The sequence below is a fragment of the Bacillus swezeyi genome (assembly GCF_030908325.1).
Classification (GTDB): Bacteria; Bacillota; Bacilli; order Bacillales; family Bacillaceae; genus Bacillus; species Bacillus swezeyi.
In genome coordinates this window covers 4033076-4055403 of record NZ_CP133085.1, presented here as the reverse complement: position 1 = coordinate 4055403, position 22328 = coordinate 4033076, and the positions used below count along the sequence as shown (strand labels likewise).

The 22328-nt window shown below is 44.3% G+C and carries 24 protein-coding genes; 13 read left to right on the top strand and 11 right to left on the bottom strand.

Going from position 1 to position 22328, the window contains the following annotated elements:
* The first annotated feature begins 2 nt into the window (after positions 1–2).
* Positions 3–1427 (top strand): MDR family MFS transporter, encoded by a 1425-nt coding sequence (locus RBH91_RS20325; protein WP_307892728.1) that lies wholly within the window; start codon positions 3–5, stop codon positions 1425–1427.
* Positions 1428–1487: 60 nt separating this feature from the next.
* On the opposite strand, the gene cls is transcribed toward RBH91_RS20325, so the two are convergent.
* Positions 1488–2936 (bottom strand): cardiolipin synthase, encoded by a 1449-nt coding sequence (gene cls / locus RBH91_RS20320; protein ID WP_307894803.1) that lies wholly within the window; start codon positions 2934–2936, stop codon positions 1488–1490.
* Positions 2937–3182: 246 nt separating this feature from the next.
* Between cls and RBH91_RS20315 the strand changes: the two genes are divergently transcribed.
* Positions 3183–3611: a DUF5392 family protein gene (locus RBH91_RS20315; RefSeq protein ID WP_076759230.1), complete on the top strand. Its 429-nt coding sequence runs from the start codon at positions 3183–3185 to the stop codon at positions 3609–3611.
* A 48-nt stretch (positions 3612–3659) separates the two neighbouring features.
* On the opposite strand, the gene RBH91_RS20310 is transcribed toward RBH91_RS20315, so the two are convergent.
* Positions 3660–4157, bottom strand: coding sequence for a GNAT family N-acetyltransferase (locus tag RBH91_RS20310; protein WP_307892727.1), 498 nt, complete (start codon positions 4155–4157; stop codon positions 3660–3662).
* A 209-nt stretch (positions 4158–4366) separates the two neighbouring features.
* Between RBH91_RS20310 and RBH91_RS20305 the strand changes: the two genes are divergently transcribed.
* The 3 genes from RBH91_RS20305 (at position 4367) to RBH91_RS20295 (ending at position 6578) form a co-directional block, all read left to right on the top strand.
* Positions 4367–5251, top strand: a complete 885-nt coding sequence (locus RBH91_RS20305; RefSeq protein ID WP_076759228.1) for a stage II sporulation protein SpoIIQ — start codon at positions 4367–4369, stop codon at positions 5249–5251.
* Positions 5252–5384: 133 nt separating this feature from the next.
* On the top strand, positions 5385–5993 hold the full coding sequence (locus tag RBH91_RS20300; protein ID WP_307892726.1) for an RNA polymerase sigma factor: 609 nt from the start codon (positions 5385–5387) through the stop codon (positions 5991–5993).
* A gap of 12 nt (positions 5994–6005) precedes the next feature.
* Positions 6006–6578 (top strand): ATP-dependent Clp protease proteolytic subunit, encoded by a 573-nt coding sequence (locus RBH91_RS20295; protein ID WP_150194941.1) that lies wholly within the window; start codon positions 6006–6008, stop codon positions 6576–6578.
* A 50-nt stretch (positions 6579–6628) separates the two neighbouring features.
* Here the strand turns inward: RBH91_RS20295 and RBH91_RS20290 are convergent, their stop codons facing one another.
* The 3 genes from RBH91_RS20290 to RBH91_RS20280 all read right to left on the bottom strand — a co-directional run bounded on the left by RBH91_RS20290 (position 6629) and on the right by RBH91_RS20280 (position 9659).
* Complete coding sequence (locus RBH91_RS20290; RefSeq protein ID WP_076759217.1) at positions 6629–6979, bottom strand: P-II family nitrogen regulator; 351 nt, start codon at positions 6977–6979, stop codon at positions 6629–6631.
* A gap of 19 nt (positions 6980–6998) precedes the next feature.
* Entirely contained in the window at positions 6999–8210 is a 1212-nt protein-coding gene (locus RBH91_RS20285; protein ID WP_076759214.1) for an ammonium transporter, read from the bottom strand.
* A 150-nt stretch (positions 8211–8360) separates the two neighbouring features.
* Positions 8361–9659, bottom strand: coding sequence for a hemolysin family protein (locus RBH91_RS20280; RefSeq protein WP_307892725.1), 1299 nt, complete (start codon positions 9657–9659; stop codon positions 8361–8363).
* 166 nt (positions 9660–9825) lie between these two features.
* On the opposite strand from RBH91_RS20280, the gene RBH91_RS20275 reads away from it, so the two are divergent.
* On the top strand, positions 9826–10779 hold the full coding sequence (locus RBH91_RS20275; protein WP_307892724.1) for a magnesium transporter CorA family protein: 954 nt from the start codon (positions 9826–9828) through the stop codon (positions 10777–10779).
* Between the two features lie 66 nt (positions 10780–10845).
* A complete protein-coding gene (locus tag RBH91_RS20270; protein ID WP_307892723.1) occupies positions 10846–11256 on the top strand; it encodes a CBS domain-containing protein in 411 nt (136 codons plus the stop codon).
* A 279-nt stretch (positions 11257–11535) separates the two neighbouring features.
* Here RBH91_RS20270 and RBH91_RS20265 read toward each other — a convergent pair whose 3' ends face one another.
* The 3 genes from RBH91_RS20265 to RBH91_RS20255 all read right to left on the bottom strand — a co-directional run bounded on the left by RBH91_RS20265 (position 11536) and on the right by RBH91_RS20255 (position 14064).
* Positions 11536–12483: an SDR family oxidoreductase gene (locus RBH91_RS20265; RefSeq protein ID WP_307892722.1), complete on the bottom strand. Its 948-nt coding sequence runs from the start codon at positions 12481–12483 to the stop codon at positions 11536–11538.
* A 79-nt stretch (positions 12484–12562) separates the two neighbouring features.
* The gene (locus RBH91_RS20260) at positions 12563–13078 is read right to left on the bottom strand and encodes a TetR/AcrR family transcriptional regulator (RefSeq protein WP_307892721.1); all 516 of its coding nucleotides are present in this window, start codon (positions 13076–13078) and stop codon (positions 12563–12565) included.
* A gap of 257 nt (positions 13079–13335) precedes the next feature.
* Complete coding sequence (locus RBH91_RS20255) at positions 13336–14064, bottom strand: YqjF family protein (protein ID WP_307892720.1); 729 nt, start codon at positions 14062–14064, stop codon at positions 13336–13338.
* A 134-nt stretch (positions 14065–14198) separates the two neighbouring features.
* Between RBH91_RS20255 and RBH91_RS20250 the strand changes: the two genes are divergently transcribed.
* Both RBH91_RS20250 and RBH91_RS20245 read left to right on the top strand, forming a co-directional pair.
* Positions 14199–15020, top strand: coding sequence for a manganese catalase (locus tag RBH91_RS20250; protein ID WP_307892719.1), 822 nt, complete (start codon positions 14199–14201; stop codon positions 15018–15020).
* A gap of 133 nt (positions 15021–15153) precedes the next feature.
* Positions 15154–16080 (top strand): manganese-dependent inorganic pyrophosphatase, encoded by a 927-nt coding sequence (locus RBH91_RS20245; protein WP_307892718.1) that lies wholly within the window; start codon positions 15154–15156, stop codon positions 16078–16080.
* A gap of 82 nt (positions 16081–16162) precedes the next feature.
* On the opposite strand, the gene RBH91_RS20240 is transcribed toward RBH91_RS20245, so the two are convergent.
* The 3 genes from RBH91_RS20240 to RBH91_RS20230 all read right to left on the bottom strand — a co-directional run bounded on the left by RBH91_RS20240 (position 16163) and on the right by RBH91_RS20230 (position 18498).
* Entirely contained in the window at positions 16163–16717 is a 555-nt protein-coding gene (locus tag RBH91_RS20240; RefSeq protein WP_307892717.1) for an undecaprenyl-diphosphatase, read from the bottom strand.
* A 155-nt stretch (positions 16718–16872) separates the two neighbouring features.
* Positions 16873–18066: an MFS transporter gene (locus tag RBH91_RS20235; RefSeq protein WP_307892716.1), complete on the bottom strand. Its 1194-nt coding sequence runs from the start codon at positions 18064–18066 to the stop codon at positions 16873–16875.
* Positions 18067–18069: 3 nt separating this feature from the next.
* Positions 18070–18498 carry a MarR family winged helix-turn-helix transcriptional regulator gene (locus RBH91_RS20230; protein WP_076759184.1) on the bottom strand — a complete coding sequence of 143 codons (429 nt, stop codon included), beginning with the start codon at positions 18496–18498 and terminating at the stop codon, positions 18070–18072.
* A gap of 334 nt (positions 18499–18832) precedes the next feature.
* On the opposite strand from RBH91_RS20230, the gene spoIIID reads away from it, so the two are divergent.
* The 4 genes from spoIIID (at position 18833) to RBH91_RS20210 (ending at position 22237) form a co-directional block, all read left to right on the top strand.
* Complete coding sequence (gene spoIIID / locus RBH91_RS20225) at positions 18833–19108, top strand: sporulation transcriptional regulator SpoIIID (RefSeq protein ID WP_076759177.1); 276 nt, start codon at positions 18833–18835, stop codon at positions 19106–19108.
* 184 nt (positions 19109–19292) lie between these two features.
* A complete protein-coding gene (mbl, locus tag RBH91_RS20220; protein WP_148956849.1) occupies positions 19293–20294 on the top strand; it encodes a cell shape-determining protein Mbl in 1002 nt (333 codons plus the stop codon).
* Positions 20295–20521: 227 nt separating this feature from the next.
* Complete coding sequence (locus RBH91_RS20215; RefSeq protein ID WP_307892715.1) at positions 20522–21361, top strand: flagellar hook-basal body protein; 840 nt, start codon at positions 20522–20524, stop codon at positions 21359–21361.
* Positions 21362–21409: 48 nt separating this feature from the next.
* Positions 21410–22237, top strand: coding sequence for a flagellar hook-basal body protein (locus RBH91_RS20210; RefSeq protein ID WP_307892714.1), 828 nt, complete (start codon positions 21410–21412; stop codon positions 22235–22237).
* Positions 22238–22328 lie beyond the last annotated feature (91 nt).

Sequence of the window (22328 nt, the reverse complement as noted above, 5' to 3'; positions counted from 1 at the left end):
AAATGAGACCGTTCAATCAGAGGACGGTTGTCAGTATCGTATATGTCTCGGCGATGTTTATGGCCGCAATGGACGCAAGCGTCATCAACATGGCGCTGCCGACAATTATTCAAGAATTTCAGACGTCCCCGTCGGCGGCCGGCATCGTCAATATCGGATATTTAGTCAGTCTTGCTGTATGTCTCCCGATTGCCGGCTGGCTCGGCGATCGCTGGGGGACAAAGCGAATTTTTCTCATAGCGATTGGTATGTTTACGGCGGCATCTGCCTTATGCGGACTTGCTGATCATCTTGCTGCTTTAAATTTGTTCCGCATCATCCAGGGAGCTGGCGGAGGGCTTCTTACACCGGTGGGAATGGCGATCTTGTTCAGGACGTTTCCTCCGCAGGAAAGGCCGAAAATCTCTCGTGTTCTTGTTCTTCCGGTTGCCGTGGCTCCTGCGCTCGGGCCGATCATCAGCGGTATTTTTACGGATCAGCTGTCATGGCGCTGGATTTTCTACATTAATATTCCAATCGGAATCGTGATTCTGCTGTTTGGTTTATTGTACCTTGACGAACATATTGAATCAGAGGCAGGGAGATTCGATCTTCCAGGGTTTCTTCTCTCAGCACCGGGAATGGCGTTGACGGTTTTTGCACTTAGCCAGGGCCCTGTGCGGGGATTCAGTTCGCCTGATGTACTTGCTGCCGGAATCGGAGGGCTTGTTCTTTTGACCGCCCTCGTGTTTGTAGAGCTTCAGGTTAAAAAACCGCTGATCGATCTTCGTTTGTTCGCTGATCGGGCTTTTAAAACGATGAGCATCATATCGCTGTTCTCTGCCGCTGGATTGCTTGGCATGCTTTACGTCTTTCCGCTGATGTATCAGGAGGCGCTGAATTACTCGGCGCTGGATACAGCGCTGATTACGTTTCCTGAAGCGCTTGGACTTATGCTCGCTTCTCAGCTGATGCCCCGATCGCTTTCAAAGCTGGGGCCGCGCCGGCTGATCTCCGCTGCATTGTTATGTGCAGCTTTGATGTTTGCGCTGCTTAGTTTAACAGGACCTGGGTCAAACCCGTGGTTTTTGAGAATGCTGCTATTCCTAGCGGGTTTTTTCCTGGGGCATGCGGTCGGTGCAGTTCAAATCGTCACTTTTGCCAACATTTCCTCGGCTTCAATGGGGCGGGCAACGACATTATTTAATGTTCAGAATCGGATCGGTTCTGCTTTTGGTGTCGCGATCATGTCCTGTCTTCTCGCCGTCATGAGTCGACATGCGGACAATTTGCAGCCGGATCTTACGGCTTACCGGACGGCTTTGCTCGGTGCGGCCGGATTCCTTTTAACTGCTTTATGCTTTGCACTCAGGATGCGGGATGCAGACGCCTCCGTGCATTCTTCATCTTCTACTCGGACCGCGCCGGCTGCGGGGAGCAGGCAGTAGAAAAAGCCCCTGGGTTTTCTCAGGGGCTTTTGTTTATAAACGCCGCAGGTTCGCGTTTTTCTATAAAATTGGAGACAGCAAAATTGAAATGGCTTCTTTAAAGCGAATTGACCTGTTTCGGTTTTGATACTCTTCAAATGTGAGCTCTCTCGAAACTTGCAGGTCTTTTTCGAATGATAGGACAAGGCTCCTTGCAATTTCCTCGTCATATAAAAAGGCATTGACTTCAAAATTCAGCTTGAAGCTGCGCATATCAATATTTGCCGTTCCCACTGATGCAATTTCCTCATCTACTATAATCGTTTTTGCGTGAATAAAGCCATTATCATAAATGAATACTGATGCACCGGCTTTAAGAAGTTCGCCGATATAAGAAAAGGTCGCCCAGTATACAAAAGCATGGTCGGGCTTGTTCGGAATCATGATTCTGACGTCAACTCCCGAGAGGCAAGCGATTCTGAGAGCGTCAAGAAGGCTGGCGTCAGGGATAAAATATGGCGTTTGAATCAGAATTGACCGTTTGGCCGTTGAAATCATCTTAATATAACCGTTTTTGATCTGTTCCCATTCCGAATCCGGACCGCTTGTGACAATCTGCATGCCGATGTTTCCGTGAGAGCCGATTTCAGGGAAGTGATTTGGCACATATGTAATGTCATGGTGATGCGAGGCCTGATTCCAGTCAAGGATAAAACGCGTTTGAATCGAGTGGACGGCGGTTCCTTTGATTCTAAGGTGCGTATCCCGCCAATACCCAAAATCCGGGTTCAGACCGAGGTACTCGTCCCCGACATTAAATCCTCCGACATATCCGATGAATCCGTCGATGATGACCAGCTTGCGGTGGTTGCGGTAGTTCATGCGCAAGTTGATAAATTTAAACCGCGATGGGAAAAAGACTTCAACATATCCGCCCGCTTTTGTCAGCTCTTTAAAAAAGGTTTTTCGCAAGCTTCTTGATCCCAATTCATCGTATAGAACACGGACTTCTACACCTTCTTTGGCTTTTTTGATGAGCGCGTCCCTCAGCTTTTTACCGATTTCATCCCCTTTATAAATATAATATTGAAGATGAATATGGTCTTTGGCGTTTTCAATGTCAGAGAGAAGCCGGTCAAACTTCTGGCGCCCATCCGTCAGCAATTCAACGGTATTGTCTTCTGTGAAAACGGCATGATTATTAAGAATATGCATATAGATTAGATCTTTGCTTTCTGCAGTCGCCTTGTTGCGAAATTCGAATTCGCGGCTTTTCAGCTTCGTAAGCTGCTGTTCCAATATTTTCTCGATCCCGATTCTTTTCCGGTCTTCCCATTGAAAGAGATGCTTGCGGCTCAGATTATGGCCGAACAGCAAATAAAGGATGAATCCGAGAACGGGGATAAAGAAGAGAACTAAAAGCCAGGCCCAGGATGCGCTTGCATCGCGGCGTTCCCTAAAGATCACAACGATTGCCAAAAGCGTATTTAAAACTAGTATAAAACCGAGAAATATCGATGTGATACTAATATTTTTAATAATATCCATATAGAACCTCGCAAGACGGATTTGTTTTTATACATTCCATTTATATCAGTTACTCCCTCTTCAAGCAACTATCTCTTGTTATACGCAAAAAAAGCAATAAAGTTTCTAAGAAAAGAGGAGATAAGGCAAAAAACTGTAAAACATGTTAGAACTAAGTTACGATATAAATATAAAAAGCGTGATTTTATACTGGAACAAGGTCTCTTAACTAATCCAGGAGGGATTATTATGGATATTGAAACATTTAATCAAATGCCCGCCTTTATGAAGGAAGAAATGGATAACCTCAAGCGGGTTGCTGCGCCGATCTTAAAGAAAAGGCTGATTTTTCTTTTTATAGCCATTCCGCTGATCTTAGGTTCGCTCATTTATCTTTCAACTTTCTGGAGCCAGTCGTCATACATGAAAATTGGCATCGCTGCAATTGCTGCCGCTTTTGGAATGGCATTGCTCAAAGAATCATCCCATCAAAAAAGAAATGTCCAGCAAACGGTGATGAAATATATTTTGGAACGGATGCAAAAAAGCGAAGTGCTTCCCGATGAGCGGAAAAACCGTTACGTTCGGGCGGTCAAAGAAGAGCCGTTTACTGTGATGAGGAATTTTATGGCGTTTTTAAATGAAGAAGAAATCCGCAGGCAGCGTTTAGCTGAATGATAAAGGAAAAAGAGAGCTGTATGCCAGCTCTTTTTTCGTGCCATGTGATCAGCCTTCATTTAATTCTTTTCCCAGTATTTTCAAGCTGTACCGATTCCCGTCCATCTCCGCGATGCCCGGGAAATGTCCCCATTCAGCAAAACTGTACTTCTGGAAAAGCTTGATGCTTGGTTCATTATGGGCAAAAATAAAAGCCATTAAAGAACGGATCCCAAGCTTTGGAGCGGCTTCAAGCGCTTTTTCCAATACGGCAGAACCCGCCCCTTTTCCTCGATGGGCTTCATGAAGATAAATGCTGACTTCGGCGGTTTTGGCATAAGCGGGCCGTCCGTAAAACGATTCAAAACTGATCCAGCCCATTATTTCCTGTGCTTCGTTTTCAACAATATAAAGAGGCCTTGCTTTAGTATGCCCCAAAAACCAATTCATTTTTTCTTCCGGTGTCACAGGTTTGGTATCTGCCGTGACCATTCGTGAAGCAATTGTGGAGTTATAAATATCGACTATTGCCGGAAGGTCTGCTTGATTGGCGATGCGTAATTTCATGATTTCCGTCCTTTCTACATCCATTTTTACATTCAAGAGGGTGACGGCTGCTATTCTCCGGAATTCGCCCTTATAGTATCGGTGGCCGCTTTTTCTGCTGCTTTATTACATATTCATGAAGCGGTCTGCAAATACTAAACAGAAAAAAGTTTTTTGTAAATGTATATATTTTCTGAAAAGTGTTCAGAATGTTGCTGAGGTGATGAAGCATGAAAGAGGAAGAAAAGAATCGTACTTCCAAAATCACAAAGATGCAACAGTTTTTTCGTAGACGCTGGGTATTTCCGGCCATCTATTTAATCAGTGCAGTCGTTGTTTTGACAGCGGTTCTCTGGTATCAATCAGCATCAAACAACGATGTGAAAGACAAGCTTGCAGATGATGGTAAGAAATCAGCCTATGATAACCGTGATGATGCGGTAGAAGTAGGAAAACCAGTGGAAAATGTCGCAATGCCGGTCATTGATTCTGAGAATGTTTCTGTCGTTAAAAAGTTTTTTGAAACTGACGCACCTAAAGAAGAGAAAGAAGCAGCACTTGTTAACTATAATAACACGTACAGCATGAGCAAAGGTATCGACTTGGCTGAGAAAGATGGAAAATCATTCGATGTTTCCGCATCTCTCAGCGGTACGGTCATTAAAGCTCAGAAAGACCCTGTACTAGGTTATGTTGTTGAAGTTGAGCATGAAGATGGTTTATCAACTGTGTATCAATCTCTTTCTGAAGTGAGCGTCAAACAAGGCGATAAAATCGAGCAAAATCAAGTCATCGGAAAAGCAGGCAAAAACCTTTATAATGAAGAAGGCGGAAACCACGTACATTTTGAAATCCGCAAAGACGGAGTTGCTCTAAATCCGCTGAACTTCATGGACAAGCCGGTTTCAAACATTGAAAAAGCAATGGAAAAGCAGGCATCTGAAGAAGTGAAGGAACCTGCACAGCCTTCTGTCGAAGAAAAACCAAAAACAGAAGACAAAGCCAAAGATAAAACAGATGGAAAAGACGATAAAACCAAACGGGATGATTCTTCTGAGGATTCAGGAACTCAGGATGAGGGCCAGAGCCAGACAGAAGATTCAAAACAGCAGTAAGGCACGCTGTTTGACGCCTATCATATATGATAGGCGTTTTTTTGTTACAATATTTTAAAACCCCCGTATCAAATCGGCGGGGCCAGCCGTTTATTAAAGTAAGAGGCCTCTTTTAAGGAGTGTGAATTCATTCATGAATGAATTAAATCAAAAAGCGCTGATGAAGTACTGTTTGAGAATCACCGGCGACAAATGGGATGCCGAGGATTTAGCTCAGGATACAATCCTGAAATTAATGGAAATCAATCGGACAGACGCCTCACATGCTTATCAAAAAACGGTGGCGAAGCACAAATGGATTGACCAGCTTAGAAAAAGAAAGCGCGAATGCTTTCTCGCGGCGGACAATCCGGCAGGCGGACAGACAGAAAACATGAAAGCAGCGGATGAATTTGAGCACCTGCTGAAAAAGCTTTCAAATATATTAACACCGAAGCAATTAACGATTTTTCTGCTCAAGGATGTTTTCTCCTTTCAGCTGCATGAAATTGCCGAAACGCTCGATAAACCAGAATCATCGGTTAAATCGCTTTTATTCAGATCCCGCCAGCGTTTAAAAGGCCTTTCTCCCGATGTGCTCCATCGGGATGCGGCGGGAGGGGATCATGAAGAACACAGCAGGCTGCTTGTTCAAGCCATACGGTTTCATAATCCTGATCATCTGCTGGAATATGCGAAAAAGACTTGGCTTCCGGGCGCTTCACAGCCGTATTGCGGAAGCATGATGAGGTGTGCTGCCTAGGAGGTAGAGGCGATGAACACCATTCCTTATGTCATTGAGAGAACAGCGGGGGGAGAAAGGTCGTACGATATATTTTCAAGGCTTCTAAAGGACCGGATCATTATGATCGGCTCTGAATGTACGGACGATCTCGCCAACCGTGTCACCGCCCAGCTGCTGTTTCTGTCAGCGGAGGATGATGAAAAGGATATTTCGATTTATATCAACAGTCCCGGCGGTTCAACCTCAGCCGGATACGCGATTTTAGACACGATGGAATATGTGAAACCGGACATCCGCACAATCTGTGTCGGAATGGCGGCTTCAATGGGAGCGATCCTGCTCACAGGCGGAACGAAAGGAAAGCGATATGCCCTCAAAAACAGCGAAATCATGATCCATCAGCCGCTCGGCGGTGTCAAAGGCCAAGCGACTGACATGGAGATTTCAGCCAAGCGCATTATCAAACTGAAGAAAAAAATCGAGCAGTTTTTTCATGAACGGACGGGTCAGCCCATTGAAAAATTAAAAGCTGACATGGAACGCGATTATTTTATGAATGCAGACGAGGCAAAAGAGTACGGCATCATCGATGCCATCTTATAAAATGCAGAAAAGCTCCCGCGCAATTTTGCGCCGGGAGCTTTAATCATGATTTATAAAGCGTCAGGACCTTCCTCGCCTGTACGAATGTTGATGGTGTTTTTAATTTCGGATATGAAGATTTTTCCGTCCCCGGGTTCTCCGGTTTTCAGTACGTTCTGCGCCGTCTCGGCCACTTTTTCAACAGGCACATTGCTGACGACGATTTCCACTTTTAATCTTTCATACACATTGCTTTCGCGTTTGACGCCGCGGTAAAGTTCTGTATGTCCTTTTTGCAGTCCGCATCCGTGTACATTATAAAACGTAATCGAAGTGACCCCGATTTTGGCCAGCTCAGTTTTCAGCTTTTCAAAGTTTGTAGGACGAGTCACAATTTCCACTTTATACATTTGACCGCTCATACCACCACTCCCTGACAAATTAATCTTGATACGCTTTTTCACCATGCATCGTCAGATCAAGGCCTAACGATTCTTCGTCCTCGGACGCACGGAGGTTAAAGAAGATGCTGACTACTTTAATAATAGCGTAAGTGACGATTGCAACAAACAAATATGTTGCAGCGATGGCAATGAACTGTTTCCACAGCAGGCTGAAGTCACCGTAAAAAAGCCCGTCGGCTCCGCCTGAATTGACTGAAGTTGTGGCAAACAGCCCTGTCGCAATCCCGCCCCAGGTTCCGCCGATGCCGTGAAGACCGAAAGCGTCAAGCGCGTCATCATAGCCGAATGTTTTCTTGAGAGAAAACACGCCCCAAAAACAGACAGCGCCTCCGATCAATCCAATAAACACGGATGAGAAAGGAGTAACAAAACCTGCGCCGGGCGTAATGGCGACGAGCCCGGCGATCGCTCCTGAGACGGCCCCGAGCATTGTCGGTTTTTTATTGATCAGCCATTCAGCCAAAAGCCAGCCGATCAGTCCGGCCGCCGCCGCGGTATTGGTGTTGATGAAAGCCGTCATTGCGACTTCATCGATCGTCAACGCGCTTCCGACGTTAAATCCGAACCATCCAAACCAGATCAGTGTTGCGCCGAGCAATGTAAGAAGCAAGTTGTGCGGCGCGGTGTCGCTGATATTTTTTCGTTTGCCGAGCACAATCGCGACAACCAGCCCGGCTACACCTGATGAAATATGGACGACGTTTCCTCCGGCGAAATCAATGGCGCCCAGCTTGTGAAGCCAACCTCCGCCCCAAACCCAGTGGGCGACAGGAGAGTAGACAAGCACGACCCATAGCACCGAAAAAAGGATAAATGCCGGAAAACGCATGCGTTCAGCAAAGCTTCCGGAAATAATCGCTGTCGTAAGCACGGCAAACGTCAACTGGAACATCATATAGAGGGTATGCGGAATCGTCTCTGAATAATCAGCATTGGGTTCAAAGCCCACACCGTGCAGCCCGATCCAATCCAAGCCGCCGATCAATGGATTTCCCGGCGCAAAAGCAAGAGAATAGCCGAACAGAATCCATATGATGGAGACGATCGCGATCGATGACAAGCTGTGCATGACAGTGCTCAGCACATTCTTGCTTCTCACCAGCCCCCCGTAAAATAAAGCGATGCCCGGCGTCATCAGCCATACGAGCAAGGCGCAAAAGAACATAAATACTGTATCCCCCATCTGCATGTTTCATTCCTCCGTAGTAGTTCAAATTCTTTTATTCTTTCATTATAGTGACAAAAGAAAGATATCATGATGAACATGTCAGATTTCCTTACATTGTTTTTGGGGAGAAAAGCAGACAGGGCGGGGCTGAAATAAACGGGATCACCGGGCTCATGCGGCTTTTGTCACTTCAATCCACACAATCCGATGGCCATCCATTTCTTTCACTTTAAAAAGGTATCCTTCACTTTCGATTTCGGTTCCGGGCCTGCTTTCGATGTTTTGTGTGAGAAACCAGCCGCCGATTGTATCGATTTCATCATCGGTTAAATGAATCCCAAGCAGGTCGTTTACATCGCTGACCAGTACTTTGGCGTTCATTATATAATGATGTTCTTTGAGCTTGCGAATATCGGCAACTTCCTCCGTATCAAATTCATCACGAATATCGCCGACAATTTCCTCCACGATATCCTCGACGGTAACCAGGCCTGATGTTCCGCCGTATTCATCCACGAGAATGGCCATCTGTGTATGTTCTTTCTGCATTTTGACGAACAGCTTGTATACGGGAATGGTTTCAATGGCATAGATGACGGAATGGATATACGGCTTTAGTTTCTCGGCTTGCATTGTGAAATCGCCTGCAAGCTCCGCCAGAAGCAGCTCTTTTATATTGATCATTCCGACAATATGGTCCTTGTCTTCCTTCATAATGGGGAAACGGGTATGCTTCGTTTTTTTGATCAGGTGCTTTACCTTTTTCATGCCGTCTTCAAGAGATAAGACGGACATTTCATTTCTCGGCACCATGATTTCCTTTGCCATTCGCTCATCAAATTTAAAAATATTGTTTACATATCTCAATTCATTTTGGTTGATTTCCCCGCTTTGATAGCTTTCGGACAGGAGCGTTCTCAATTCTTCTTCCGTATAGGCCAGTTCATGTCCTCCGGTCGGCTTTATTCCGAAAACCCCGGTGATCATACGGGCTGAATGGTTGAGCAGCCATATAAATGGAAACATCATTTTATAAAACCAAATCATCGGTTTTGAAAAAAGCAGTGTAACGGCCTCCGCTTTTTGAATGGCGACGGTTTTAGGCGCCAGTTCTCCGACGACGACGTTCAAGTAAGTGACGGATAAAAAAGCGATAAAAAATGAAAGGACGTGTGTTGCCGGTTCATTCAAACCGAGTTTCGAAAAAAGGGGATGCAATAAGCTTTGTATCGTCGGTTCGCCAAGCCAGCCAAGACCAAGCGCCGTCACCGTTATGCCGAGCTGGCAGGCTGATAAATATTCATCAAGGTGTGAAGTCACTTCTTTTGCAGCAAGCGCGCCCTTTTTTTTCTGAACGATCAATTGGTCGATCTTTGTCCGTCTTACTTTTACGATGGCAAATTCAACCGCTACGAAAAATCCCGTCAATGCAATTAAAACGGCTACGGCGATCAGCTTCAAAAATTCCAATGCCAGGCCTTCTGAAAAAAGAAGGCGCACACCTCCTTTTCTATGAAAACATCATACTCGCTTCATACCACATGCCCGCAGGCGGCAAACATCATGTTTATTTATGCGGAGGGCGGGCAAAGAAATAGAAAGCATATGAGCCGGATGATGAGGAGGATATGAAAATATGAGAGTATTTCAGGGAGAGGGCTGGACATGGTATCAGCTCGGGCCTCACGAAAAAACAAAGGCACAAGGGCTGATTCAACCTGATCACTGGCCGGGATGCCGGAAATGGTTTCAAGGCGTTCCTTCAACAAACATCAATTGCTTGGATTTCAATGTTGCCGCCCAAGACAGGGAAGCCCTCTACGGTTCGTATATTTATGATCAAGCACCAGAAGAGGAGCAGAACCGCTCAGCTTTTCATTTTTATTTAACAAAAAACTATTTTTTTACGATGAATTTAGATTTGTCCGTTTTCGAAGAGCTTGGCAGCCGGCGGATGCATGAACAACTTATGAGATGCGATGACGCAGCAGAGGCGTTTTTGGTATTATTGGGAGAATTAATGAGAGTGTACTTGAAGGAACTCGAGCACTTTGAAGTTCAGCTTGGAAAACTAAGATGGGGATTTCACCATGATAATAACAAAAGCATTATTGAACTTATTCATAAGCGGCGCCATGAGTTGTTGATCATGAGAAGTTTGATTTTATCCATGAAAAAAATAGGAATGGGAGTCAAAGAAGCATTTGTTTCAAAAGATTTCGATGCAACTGAACAGCGCCGCACCTTTTGCGAGATCGACAGAGGGATGGGATTGATCAAAGAATATGCCAATGAAATCAATTATCTGCTCCATTCAGAAGAAGTGGTGACTTCCCACAGAGGGAATGAGATTTTTAAAGCCCTGACCATTTTTACGACGATCTTCACGCCGATGACATCCTTCGGCGCCCTTTGGGGGATGAACTTTGAGGTGATGCCTGAACTATCATTAAAATACGGCTACTTGTTTTCGCTTATACTAATCTTTTCATCAACGGTTCTGGTTTATCTCTATTTGAAAAAGAAGGGCTGGACGGGTGATTTATTAAAAGACAAAAAAAGATATATGAAAAGGAAGGGCTTCTTTTAATGATGTTTAACTCCCGGATTTTTCGGAAAAGCACATACTACACCGCTGATAAAGGAGGAATCCCAAATGAAGCTGAAAGACGTAATGACAACCGATGTCGAATGCTGCGAACCATCCGCATCCGTAGCAGAAATTGCAGGCAAAATGCGTGATCAAAATGTCGGTTCAATCCCGGTTTGTGAGAATGAAAAATTGCTGGGGCTCGTGTCAGACCGTGATATTGTGATCAGGTGTGTAGCTGAAAATGTTATTGACGCATCGGCCGAAGATGTCATGAGCACCGAAATGGTCACCGGCCATTCGGATATGTCAGCTGACGAGGCCAGTGATCTGATGGCAAAACACCAAATTCGCAGGCTGCCGATTGTTGAAGATGACTATTTAGCCGGAATTGTCGCTTTGGGTGATCTTTCCGTCACAAATACTGCAGATGAGAAAGCCGGGGAGGCTTTAAGCGAAATTTCAAAGCCGGCCTGAGCAGTGAGGAAGAGCGTTTTGCTCTTCCTTTTTATTGGTGCAATGCCTTCAGTTGTTAATGAAAATGGAGGCGTTTAAAAGAGCAGCGTCTTGAACAGTATCCAAAACGAGGTTAAAACGGAAGTGCCGGCCTCCATTAGCCAGCCGCTCATGCAGCGCCCAAGATCGGCGCTCCGCCAGAGGAGGAAATGAACGTTTATCTAGAATGTTTTTATTAGTGATTAATCAATAACTAATCTTCCTGCCGTTGGAGTTTGAATTTTCATTCTCTGCTTTATTTTATTTTCCCATTAAGAAATGTAGTGTTTCTTTTAACCCATCTTTATAAGGTGTAGCAACAATTTCACCTATTCTATTTTCATATTTTTCTCCGCTTAGCATAAATGCTTCTTCTGTGAGATACATGATTTCGACCACTTCCTTCATAACCGGATCAAACAATCCGCTTATACGAATAGCATTTTTATTCAATGGAATCACTAATTTTGTATTCCCGGTAATTTCACGCGCCATTTTTATTATTTCTTTTCCTGAAATCAATCCAGCACCGGGGATATTCCAATTTTCTCCGTAAGAATCGTCTTTGCTTGCTATTTCCACAATCATCTTAGCGGCATCAGGCAAATAAACATATTCCCGAGGTGTTTTTAGATTACCGATAAAAACCGCTATTTTATTTGCTGCCATTCCCGTCAGTGTAGGCTGTAAATAAGAATTCTGTGACGTTTTCCCATAATAGTCCGGCAACCTAACAATTAATGATTTTGCATCTTTCCATTTATTATCGAATATTAAATTTTCAAATTCCACTCTAATCTTTCCTTTTTTCGTATGGGGTTGTTTAGGGTGATTTTCATCTCCTTTAGCTACTTGACGGCCGTAAACATATATTCCGTCTACAATAACGATTTTCTTGCCTAAAATATCCGCTGCCTTCATTACACTTTCTCCAAGAAGCAGGAGTTTCTCTTCCATTTCATGATATTGAACATTTGCACATTGGAATATGACATCTGCATCTTTTGCTGCCTCTACGATGGTCTTGTAATCAAAGACATCGCCCAGCTTATAGGTTAATAGCGGTGTAGAATGATGCTCCATCATTAATTTTTTAAATTTATTTTCGGAACGTCCGAAGGCGATCACCTGTTGATTTTTAGACAACAATTCTGAAACAATTGCTTGACCCGTTCCACCCGTTGCTCCTAAAACAATTGCCTTTTCCATTGTATATTTCCTCCTCGTAATAGTTATTGATTGATCAATAACAAAACCTTGAAATAAAAAACCGACACGAATCGGTTATCTATTTTGGTTCGCCATGAATCATCTCGGGTAAATCTAAGAAATAGGAAATGTTGCAAAGGATTCCCTTGGCCAAGAAGGTTGTGACCTCCCTTTCTGCATTCGGAACATTCGCTAATTGGAACCGTTCCAAAGTATAGCTTCTAATCCGAGATAAGCCCATTTTCGTACAATTTTTTATTGATTCTTCTGTAACTGAAAGTGCTATGACCTGCAAGGCAATTTCATTAGGATTCGATACAGACAATTCTTCATACGCCTCGACCATTTTGGCAACGATTTGCTCTGAGCCGGCTTCTACATTTTTAAATGTTTGCAGTATCCTTTCAAAGGCTCTCTCTAGAGCTGCAACGAACAACTCTTCCTTCGTCTTAAAAAATCTAAATATATAGGGCTGGGAAATTCCGGCTTTTTCTGCAATTAATGCTGTCGTGGTATTATAATAACCTTTTTCTGCAAACACCTCCAAACCGGCTTCAAGGATTTCTTCCTTTCGATTTTCCTTTGTCTGTCTCATGGTATGCCACCTCCCTTCAATTTGTTATTGATTGATTACTTACTGAGACGATAACACATTCCTAGTTAAGATTCAAGAGAATATTTAAATGAATGTTTTGGGAATGTATTCGTTTTCCTCTCCCTTAAAATAGTAGGCATTGCTTTTTCTGCATCCGGAAGACGATCGTTATACAAAGCTATATCCTTGACTTGATCAGAGGATATCTCCTGCATGTAAATATCGGATTCATGATATGTAGCTTTCATTCAATTCCATCATTGAACCCGCCGCAGAGGCCAGAATAAGACGTGCTGCCTTTTGGCGTAATGGAGAAGCGGGGCTGTATCAGGCAATATGAGGCCGTTTGCAGCCGCCGCCGTATTTTTCTGAAATTCGGTTTCTGCCTGCTGAAGCGCCCATTGTGAATGATGGATGTCTTCATAGTAGACCCGGCTGTTGTGTGTAGTGTACAGCCGATATCTTTCCGTCAGCCAGTATTCGATCGTTCCTTTTTGGGCGGTGAAGGGATCTGACAGCGGACCGTAGCGGGCGTGAAAGGCCGCTTTTGAATCAGCCCTTCTGCTGGAGAATTGTACTCGGCTTTCTTCTTTCTCAAAGGCTATGTCTGCGCGAAAATATGGCAAATGGAAAAATTTGCGCGCGCTCAAGACGGCTAAGCGCGAAGCGGCATCAAGACTGAAAAAATAAACCCCTGGTACGCCCTTATATGTGACATACGTTCGAACATTCAGCTCAGGAAACCTGCTGATGCAAGGAAGGGGCGGCAAAAAGCGGGCCCGCAGATCTGTCAGCAGAAAAGGAAGAATGCCGATCCAAACCTTTCCGTTAAACGTCTCCAGCTCCAAGGCCGCCGGTATTTTTTCTTGAATGGTTTCAGGTTCAACCGGCCAATGGGCGAACAATACATCGTTCCACGTCTGCGCCATGAGCCAGGGCCCTTTCGGGAGCGGAAAGGGCCGATGTGAAGTATTGGTGATCTTCATCTGAAAACGCTCCTTTTTGTTTTATTATGCTTAAAAAATCCATCTGCAACACATTCGCGGCATATTGTAAGGTTTGATGATCAGCCTCTCCGGTTAACTCAAAAACAGCAGCATAAAAAAGAGGAGTGTTTCATTTGTTCAAACATTCGAAGGTTCTGCAATACCCGGCTAAGCCTGAAAGGCCGGACCCTGTCTTTGCAAAGAAAATGCAGGAGATTCTCGGGAGCCAGTATGGCGAAATTTCGGTAGCTATGCAGTATTTGTTTCAGGGCTGGAATACGAGAGGAAATGAAAAATACAAAGACTTAATCATGGATACTGCTGCTGAAGAAATCGGTCATGTCGAAATGATTGCGACGATGATTGCGCGGCTGCTGGAAGATGCTCCTGTTTATGAACAGGAAGAAGCGGCCAATGACCCGGTCATCGGTTCAATCATGGGCGGGATGAACCCTCATCATGCGATCGTTTCAGGCCTTGGAGCTATGCCGGAAAACAGCACAGGCGTTCCATGGAATGCGGGCTATATTGTGGCCAGCGGCAATCTTCTCGCCGACCTGCGTGCGAATGTCAATGCAGAATCACAAGGACGGCTGCAAGTCGCCAGGCTGTATGAGATGACAGGTGACAAAGGTGTAAAAGATATGCTGGGCTTTCTTTTGGCCAGAGATACTATGCATCAAAACCAGTGGCTGGCCGCGATTCGGGAATTGGAAGAAAAAGAAGGTGTCGTCGTGCCGAGTACGGTTCCTCAAGGGTATGAGAAAGAAGAATATGCGCACACTTTATACAACTTTTCAGATGGAGAGGAAAGCGCACAGTTTGATTGGCTGAAAGAGGAGGCGCCGGACGGAGCTAAATTCCAATATGAGAGCGGCCCGGTCGCTTACGGAGAAAAACCTGTCTTAAAGCCGGCGCCGAAACAAAGCCACAATACACCTGACTATGGAGATTAAAAGAGCCGAACGGCTCTTTTTTTATTTTTTAAAATGACAAAACACTTCGTAAATATTAAAATTAATGACAGGTTTGCAGATTTTTTTATTGTCAGGTAAGCTTACTATAAAAACAAAAGTAAGGAGTTATATCATGAGCAAAGTACTTATTTTTGGCCACAAAAATCCGGATACGGATACGATTTGTTCAGCGATTGCATATGCTGAATTGAAAAACAAGCTCGGACTTGATGCAGAACCTGTCCGCTTAGGGGAAGTCAACGGGGAAACCCAATATGCGCTTGATCAGTTCAATGCAGAAGTTCCGCGTCTTGTAGAGACTGTAGCTAATGAAACAGACAGCGTCATTTTGGTTGACCATAACGAACGCCAGCAGAGCGTCAATGACCTGGACCAGGTTCGCGTGCTTGAAGTCATCGACCACCACCGGATCGCCAATTTTGAAACAAGTGATCCTTTATACTATCGCGCAGAGCCGGTAGGATGTACGGCGACGATTTTAAACAAGCTGTATAAAGAAAACGGTGTTGAAATTAAAAAAGAAACGGCCGGACTCATGCTGTCAGCCATCATTTCAGACTCCCTTTTATTTAAATCTCCGACTTGCACGGAGGAAGATGTCAAAGCGGCAAAAGAATTGGCTGAAATCGCCGGCGTTGATGCTGAAAGCTATGGACTGGAGATGCTGAAAGCGGGCGCCGATCTGAGCGCAAAAACGATTCCTCAGCTTCTCTCGCTTGATGCGAAAGAGTTTACGATGGGAAGCCATAAAGTGGAGATCGCTCAGGTGAATACAGTCGATACAAATGATGTCCTTTCCCGCAAAGAGGAAGTAGACGCGGCGCTTTCAAAAGTAGTTGCTGAAAAAGGATTGGATTTATTTGTCTTCGTTGTGACCGACATCTTAACGAACGACTCTGTCGTCGTCGCTTCAGGACAAGCTGCGCAAGCAATGGAAAAAGCGTTCAACGTTGAACTGACAGATAACACGGCGACGCTGAAAGGCGTAGTGTCCCGTAAAAAACAAATCGTTCCGCCATTAACAGATGCATTAAAATAATGCAAAAAGCCCTGACAGCCGGATACCGCCGTATCCCCTGCCAGGGTTTTTGCATTTTCGGAAACTATCTGAAAATCGCTTTTTAAAATCGGTGCACAATAGAATCGTAGAGGGAAATGATCCAAGTGAAAAGCGGATTTAAGTATTTGGAAAATCTGAGCACAATCAGAGAAGCCAAGACAGCTACCAATATGCTTCCTAAAACATCAACCGGATAATGGTGCCCTACCCAGATGCGGGAGAAGCCCGTCAATAAACCAAAGGCGATCATAAAGCTGCCGATTTTACGGTGGAACAGCCAAAAAGCTATAGAAATAGCCAGAGCTCCTGTCGTATGATCGCTTGGGAAGGACGCATCAGCGGCATGATGAATCAATACATTGACATGGTGAGCGATGAAAGGACGCGGCTCGAAGTAAATCAAGGTAATCAGATAATTGGCCGCCAAGCCTAAAATGCCTGTGAAGCCTGCCTGAAGAACGCTTTTTTTATAGGAATGGCCTCCGAAAAGCCATATGGCTAACAACGCCAGCGCATACAGGTAAATCGCGTTTTCCGTAATGAAAATCATGAAACTGTCAAGAATATTGCTGTGGTGTGATAGATTATGGATTGCGTTGAATAATTCGTAGTTCACAAAATCACCTTTCAGTATTTATCAATAGAATTCTATTTTTCTCAGACAGTTAGGGGACGATATGACATTCATAAAGGTTTCATTTTAAATCAAGATTTGAGCTGTGTAATCAAAAAAGCCGGGCCCCTTTTTATGCCCGGCAAAATGATGAAGGATCAATCCGCTATTGATATATTTCTTTTTTCCTTTAGGAATACAGGCTTCCGGCTCCAAGTATAGAGGAACAGGTTGACAAGCACGAAAATACCTGAGAATAAATAGATGTTTGAAAAGCCGGTTTGGGCGACAATTAAGCCGAATACATAGGACCCGACTGCAATCCCGGTATCAAAAAAGGTAAAATAAGTAGCCGTTGCATAACCGCTGCGATGAGGCGGTGAAGCCTGGATCGCAAGTGTTTGCAGACAAGGTGTAATCGAGCCGTAGCCGATGCCGATGACTGCCCCTGAAAGCAGCAGCATCGCACTGCTATTTGTAAAAGCAAGCACGCAAAGCCCGATGCAAAAAATGATAATAGACGGGTAAATAACGACGCCAGGGCCGATTTTATCATACAGTTTTCCGGTAAACGGCCGTGTGATCATCATCGTCACTGCGAAAATCAAGAAGAAATAGCTGCTTGCTTCAATAAGTCCGAGAGACTTTGCATAAACCGAGATAAACGAAATGACGCTGGAATAGCAAAAGGAAACGAACAATCCGACAGTAGCAATCCGCATTGCACCTTTTTCAAACATATTGGAAAAAGATAGTTTGAAAACTGCTGATACCTTGTCATTCTCTTTAGGAATCCGAACCAAGGCGGTACAGAGAATGCCGATGGTGACGATCGCTGAAAATAAAGTGAACAGCGCCGGAAAGCTCATTTTATCCAGCAGGTTCAAGGCGATAAACGGTCCGATGACAACAGCCAGATTCATTGACATGGCAAAGTAGCCAAGCCCTTCCCCCCGGCGCGCCGACGGAATCAAATCAGCGGCAATGGCACTCGTTACTGTTGTAATGATGCTGAACCAGATGCCCTGGAAAAAGCGCAGACCCAGCAGTACATAGATATCCTGGATGATGACATAAAGAAATGATGAAAGAGTGAATAATACGACGCTGATTAAAGCCATTCTTTTTTTTCCGAACCGTTCGATGACCGCTCCCGAAAATGGTCTCGCAAAAATCGCAGACAGCATAAACCCGCTGATCAAAAGCCCGCCTTCTGATTCGGAGCCTCCGAGCTCCTGCATCGTATAGACGGGAAGGACTGTCAGCAGAGCATAAAAATAGACAAATATAAACAAATTAATGAGAACAACCATGATAAAATCTCTTGTCCAAATCGGTTCAGATTGTTTCATAGGCTACAACTCCTTCTTATTTCCTGCTATGAATTGATGTAATAAACGCTGAAATGTTTTTTTATCGTTGTCTTCAAATACGGAAAGCATTTCCTCTTCGAATTCTTTCATTTTTAACTGAATCTCATCGTATTTAATTGCGGCTTCATCCGTCATCTTGACGACCTTTTCCCTTTTGTCCTCGCCTGGGACTCTTTGCACCCAGCCGTTTTTCTCAAGGCGGTTGACGGTTCGGGTCACTGTCGGTGCCTCAACGTGCAGATAAGTCCATATATCTTTTTGAGTCATCTGGCCAAAGGTATGAAGACAGTACAAAATTGACCACTGAGCACCGTAAAGGCCGTATGATTCGAGCTGTTCATTCGTTTTCTTGGAAATCATCCGCGTGCTTTGATTAAGTTGGTGGATAATCATTCGATTGATATGTTCCATATGAACTCCTTCAAAATATTTACCTAGGTAAATAATAAACTTTACTCATTTTACTGGATGTACTGAATACTGTAAAGTAAAAATTTTTGAAACCCGAAATAAATTTGCCTGATAAACCCCTTGTCCTCCTTGAGTTTTTAGCATAATCCCATTTAAATGCTAATACACTGATACAAACCTAACAAAGAGAGTGTTTGAGGTGAGGGATCGTGGGCGTATTTCAAAATTCTACTTGGAAAAGCATAAAACGGAGAAACAGCGCAAATAGTGATTTCTTTCATAAAACGGATCTCATTTCACACTTCTCACATCCATTTTAGGGAGGTCGAGTGGTGTGCACGATTACATCAAAGAGCGAACAATCAAGATAGGGAAGTACATCGTGGAGACGAAAAAAACGGTTCGTGTAATAGCGAAGGAGTTTGGTGTTTCCAAAAGTACCGTTCACAAGGATTTGACAGAAAGGCTGCCTGAAATTAATCCTGATTTAGCCAATGAAGTAAAGGGAATTCTTGATTATCATAAATCAATCAGACATTTGCGGGGCGGAGAAGCAACAAAATTGAAATATAAGAAAGATGAAATCCTTGAAAGGGAGCCTGTCCAATAAGGAATAATGAACCAGATATGAGCAATGTTTTTCAGAATTTCCCGGTATCCTCCGTAAAAAGCCACAAAATTTTGTGAAGAACTTTAACAATAACGCTTTTTTTTCTAATATTTATGATAAAATATATAATTAGGGCAGAATGTGGATATTGCTGTGAAACAGATTTCGAGGAGGATATAGATAGATGTTTGCAAGGGATATTGGTATTGACCTTGGTACAGCAAATGTGCTGATCCATGTCAAAGGAAAAGGTATTGTCTTAAATGAACCATCAGTCGTTGCTCTGGACAAAAACAATGGCAAAGTGCTCGCTGTTGGTGAGGAAGCAAGGAGAATGGTAGGACGTACACCTGGGAATATTGTTGCGATACGTCCATTAAAAGACGGCGTTATTGCAGATTTTGAAGTAACAGAAGCCATGCTGAAACATTTCATTAACAAGTTGAATGTAAAAGGTCTTTTCTCAAAGCCGCGCATGCTGATTTGCTGCCCTACAAATATTACGTCTGTCGAGCAGAAGGCTATTAAAGAAGCTGCTGAAAAAAGCGGCGGAAAGCATGTGTACCTTGAAGAAGAGCCAAAGGTAGCCGCAATCGGCGCAGGGATGGATATTTTTCAGCCAAGCGGGAATATGGTAGTGGATATCGGCGGTGGAACGACAGATATCGCAGTCATCTCAATGGGCGATATTGTCACCGCCTCTTCTATTAAAATGGCTGGGGACAAGTTTGATCTTGAAATACTAAACTATATCAAACGTGAATACAAACTGTTAATAGGTGAACGGACAGCTGAAGACATTAAGATTAAAGTCGCAACTGTTTTCCCAGACGCACGTCATGAGGAAATCTCTATCCGCGGCCGTGACATGGTCTCTGGCTTGCCGAGAACTATTACGGTAACGAGCAAAGAAGTTGAAGAAGCGCTTCGCGAATCTGTATCTGTTATCGTACAGGCTGCCAAACAAGTGCTTGAAAGAACACCGCCTGAACTTTCAGCAGACATCATTGACAGAGGCGTTATCATCACAGGAGGCGGTGCACTGCTAAACGGTCTTGACCAGCTTCTTGCAGAAGAGCTTAAAGTTCCGGTGCTCGTTGCTGAGAATCCGATGGATTGTGTGGCGGTCGGTACAGGCGTCATGCTTGATAACATGGACAAGCTTCCAAAACGCAAACTGAGCTAATCAAAGGGCCTCATTCTTTTAGAATGAGGTTTTTTGATGTAAAAGCTTTAAAGGAAACGAAAAGCTGCCGATAAAAAGAATAGATATTTGAATGTTATTATAGAACAAATGTTCCTGTTCGGCAAGTGAAATTTTCTCCAACGAGCCGAGGTTATAAAAAACTCTTGGTTTTCCTTACAGCTCCAGGCTCTTCATCTGGAGTCATTACACATATTTGAGGTGAAATGATGTTAAAAGGACTTTATACAGCAACTTCCGCTATGATCACCCAGCAGCGCCGTACGGAAATGCTGACGAATAATATAGCAAATGCGAATACACCGGGTTATAAAGAAGACCAAGGCTCAATTCGCTCCTTTCCTGACATGCTTCTGAGCCGGATGGAATCAGATTCTGTTCAAATGGGCAGCGGCTCCCGTTCATTTTCAAAACAGACGCCCATCGGATCTATCAACACTGGCGTTTATATGCAGGAACTGAAGCCGCAATTTTCACAAGGCGATCTGCAAAGCACAAATGAGCCGACAGATATTGCGATCAGTGAAGCGGAAGTCCCGGTCAATGAACAAACGAACGATAAAGCGGCCTTGTTTTATGCTGTCCGGCTTGAGAATGGAGACATTCGCTATTCACGAAGCAGCCGCTTTTCCCTAAATGAAAATAATGAACTGACGATTAACGGACATGCCGTTCTTTCCACAGATGGCCGTCCGATCACCGTGGGAAGCGAGAACTTTCAAGTTGCTGAAGACGGCACTGTGTCTGAAAACGGACAAAACCTTGGAAGAATTGATGTGAGAATCGCGCTTGATACAAGAAATGTAGCAAGAGAAGGAAATGATTTGTATCGGACTGAAAATGGAGGAGAGCTGCCGAGCGCAGCTGAAAACCCCAATGTCAATTACTCCGTCAAACAGGGGATGACGGAACGGTCGAATGTTGATATCACAAGAGATTATACGGAAATGACTGCTGCTTACCGTTCGTTCGAAGCCAACCAAAAAGTCCTTCAGGCTTATGATAAAAGCATGGATAAAGCGGCGAACGAAATTGGAAGGATCGGATAAGGCGAATGAGCTGTTTCCAGCGAATTAAATGGAGGATGTTAAAACACAATGCTTAGATCCATGATAACGGCTTCAAACACAATGAATCAGCTGCAAAAACAGATTGATCATATCAGCCATAACCTTGCAAACACAGACACGACGGGATATAAAGCGAAAAACACGAGCTTTTCGGAGCTTGTCAGACAGCAGATTGAACAGGTGAATGAGAAGAACAATGAAGTGGCAGAAAGCAGAAAGACGCCGCCGGGACTTCGGGTTGGCGTCGGAGCTGTGTTGACAGACCAGTTGACACATAAACAAGGGAGCATAAAGGAAACGGGACGAGAGCTTGATATCGCTCTGACTTCCCCTTACCAATACTTCCAGGTTGATGTCGACGGAGAAGTCCAATATACAAGGGATGGCGCATTTTATTTGGCACCTGCAGCGGGAAATGCCGACCAGCTGCAGCTGGTGACGAAAGAAGGGCATCCTGTGCTCGATGAGAACGGCAATGCTATCCGCTTCAACCAGCGCTACAAAAATTTTCAAATTGACGGAAGCGGGACGGTTACCGTATCATCAGGCAATCAAAACGAAGCGCCTTTAAGCTTCAGCTTAGGCATTGCCCAGGCAGTCAAACCTCAGGCTCTGGCAGAGGCAGGGAGCAATCTTTTTTCTGTCCGCGATGATTTGAGAGATACGGCTCTCATCAATTTAAACGGGGCGGGACGGCAGGATGTCTCGATAAAACAAGGCTTTCTTGAAGCGTCCAATGTAGATGTTTCAAAAGAAATGAGTGATTTGATTTCCTCGCAGCGGTCTTATCAAATGAATTCGCGTGCGATCTCGATGGGTGATCAAATGATGGGACTCATCAATTCAGTGCGCTGATATATTGAAGAAAAGAGCAGACGTGGGTCAGGCCCCGTCTGCTCTTTTTTTGTTACGGCATGCTGTGCCTGTGTTTTTGAGACGTTCGTGA

What these genes read in the sequence shown, in the direction of transcription:
- RBH91_RS20325 (WP_307892728.1), top strand. Translation starts at nt 3, where the DNA reads ATGAGACCGTTCAATCAGAGGACGGTTGTCAGTATCGTATATGTCTCG.
- RBH91_RS20315 (WP_076759230.1), top strand. Translation starts at nt 3,183, where the DNA reads ATGGATATTGAAACATTTAATCAAATGCCCGCCTTTATGAAGGAAGAA.
- RBH91_RS20310 (WP_307892727.1), bottom strand. Translation starts at nt 4,157, where the DNA reads ATGAAATTACGCATCGCCAATCAAGCAGACCTTCCGGCAATAGTCGAT.
- RBH91_RS20305 (WP_076759228.1), top strand. Translation starts at nt 4,367, where the DNA reads ATGAAAGAGGAAGAAAAGAATCGTACTTCCAAAATCACAAAGATGCAA.
- RBH91_RS20300 (WP_307892726.1), top strand. Translation starts at nt 5,385, where the DNA reads ATGAATGAATTAAATCAAAAAGCGCTGATGAAGTACTGTTTGAGAATC.
- RBH91_RS20295 (WP_150194941.1), top strand. Translation starts at nt 6,006, where the DNA reads ATGAACACCATTCCTTATGTCATTGAGAGAACAGCGGGGGGAGAAAGG.
- RBH91_RS20290 (WP_076759217.1), bottom strand. Translation starts at nt 6,979, where the DNA reads ATGAGCGGTCAAATGTATAAAGTGGAAATTGTGACTCGTCCTACAAAC.
- RBH91_RS20285 (WP_076759214.1), bottom strand. Translation starts at nt 8,210, where the DNA reads ATGCAGATGGGGGATACAGTATTTATGTTCTTTTGCGCCTTGCTCGTA.
- RBH91_RS20275 (WP_307892724.1), top strand. Translation starts at nt 9,826, where the DNA reads ATGAGAGTATTTCAGGGAGAGGGCTGGACATGGTATCAGCTCGGGCCT.
- RBH91_RS20270 (WP_307892723.1), top strand. Translation starts at nt 10,846, where the DNA reads ATGAAGCTGAAAGACGTAATGACAACCGATGTCGAATGCTGCGAACCA.
- RBH91_RS20265 (WP_307892722.1), bottom strand. Translation starts at nt 12,483, where the DNA reads ATGGAAAAGGCAATTGTTTTAGGAGCAACGGGTGGAACGGGTCAAGCA.
- RBH91_RS20260 (WP_307892721.1), bottom strand. Translation starts at nt 13,078, where the DNA reads ATGAGACAGACAAAGGAAAATCGAAAGGAAGAAATCCTTGAAGCCGGT.
- RBH91_RS20255 (WP_307892720.1), bottom strand. Translation starts at nt 14,064, where the DNA reads ATGAAGATCACCAATACTTCACATCGGCCCTTTCCGCTCCCGAAAGGG.
- RBH91_RS20245 (WP_307892718.1), top strand. Translation starts at nt 15,154, where the DNA reads ATGAGCAAAGTACTTATTTTTGGCCACAAAAATCCGGATACGGATACG.
- RBH91_RS20235 (WP_307892716.1), bottom strand. Translation starts at nt 18,066, where the DNA reads ATGAAACAATCTGAACCGATTTGGACAAGAGATTTTATCATGGTTGTT.
- RBH91_RS20230 (WP_076759184.1), bottom strand. Translation starts at nt 18,498, where the DNA reads ATGGAACATATCAATCGAATGATTATCCACCAACTTAATCAAAGCACG.
- mbl (WP_148956849.1), top strand. Translation starts at nt 19,293, where the DNA reads ATGTTTGCAAGGGATATTGGTATTGACCTTGGTACAGCAAATGTGCTG.
- RBH91_RS20215 (WP_307892715.1), top strand. Translation starts at nt 20,522, where the DNA reads ATGTTAAAAGGACTTTATACAGCAACTTCCGCTATGATCACCCAGCAG.
- RBH91_RS20210 (WP_307892714.1), top strand. Translation starts at nt 21,410, where the DNA reads ATGCTTAGATCCATGATAACGGCTTCAAACACAATGAATCAGCTGCAA.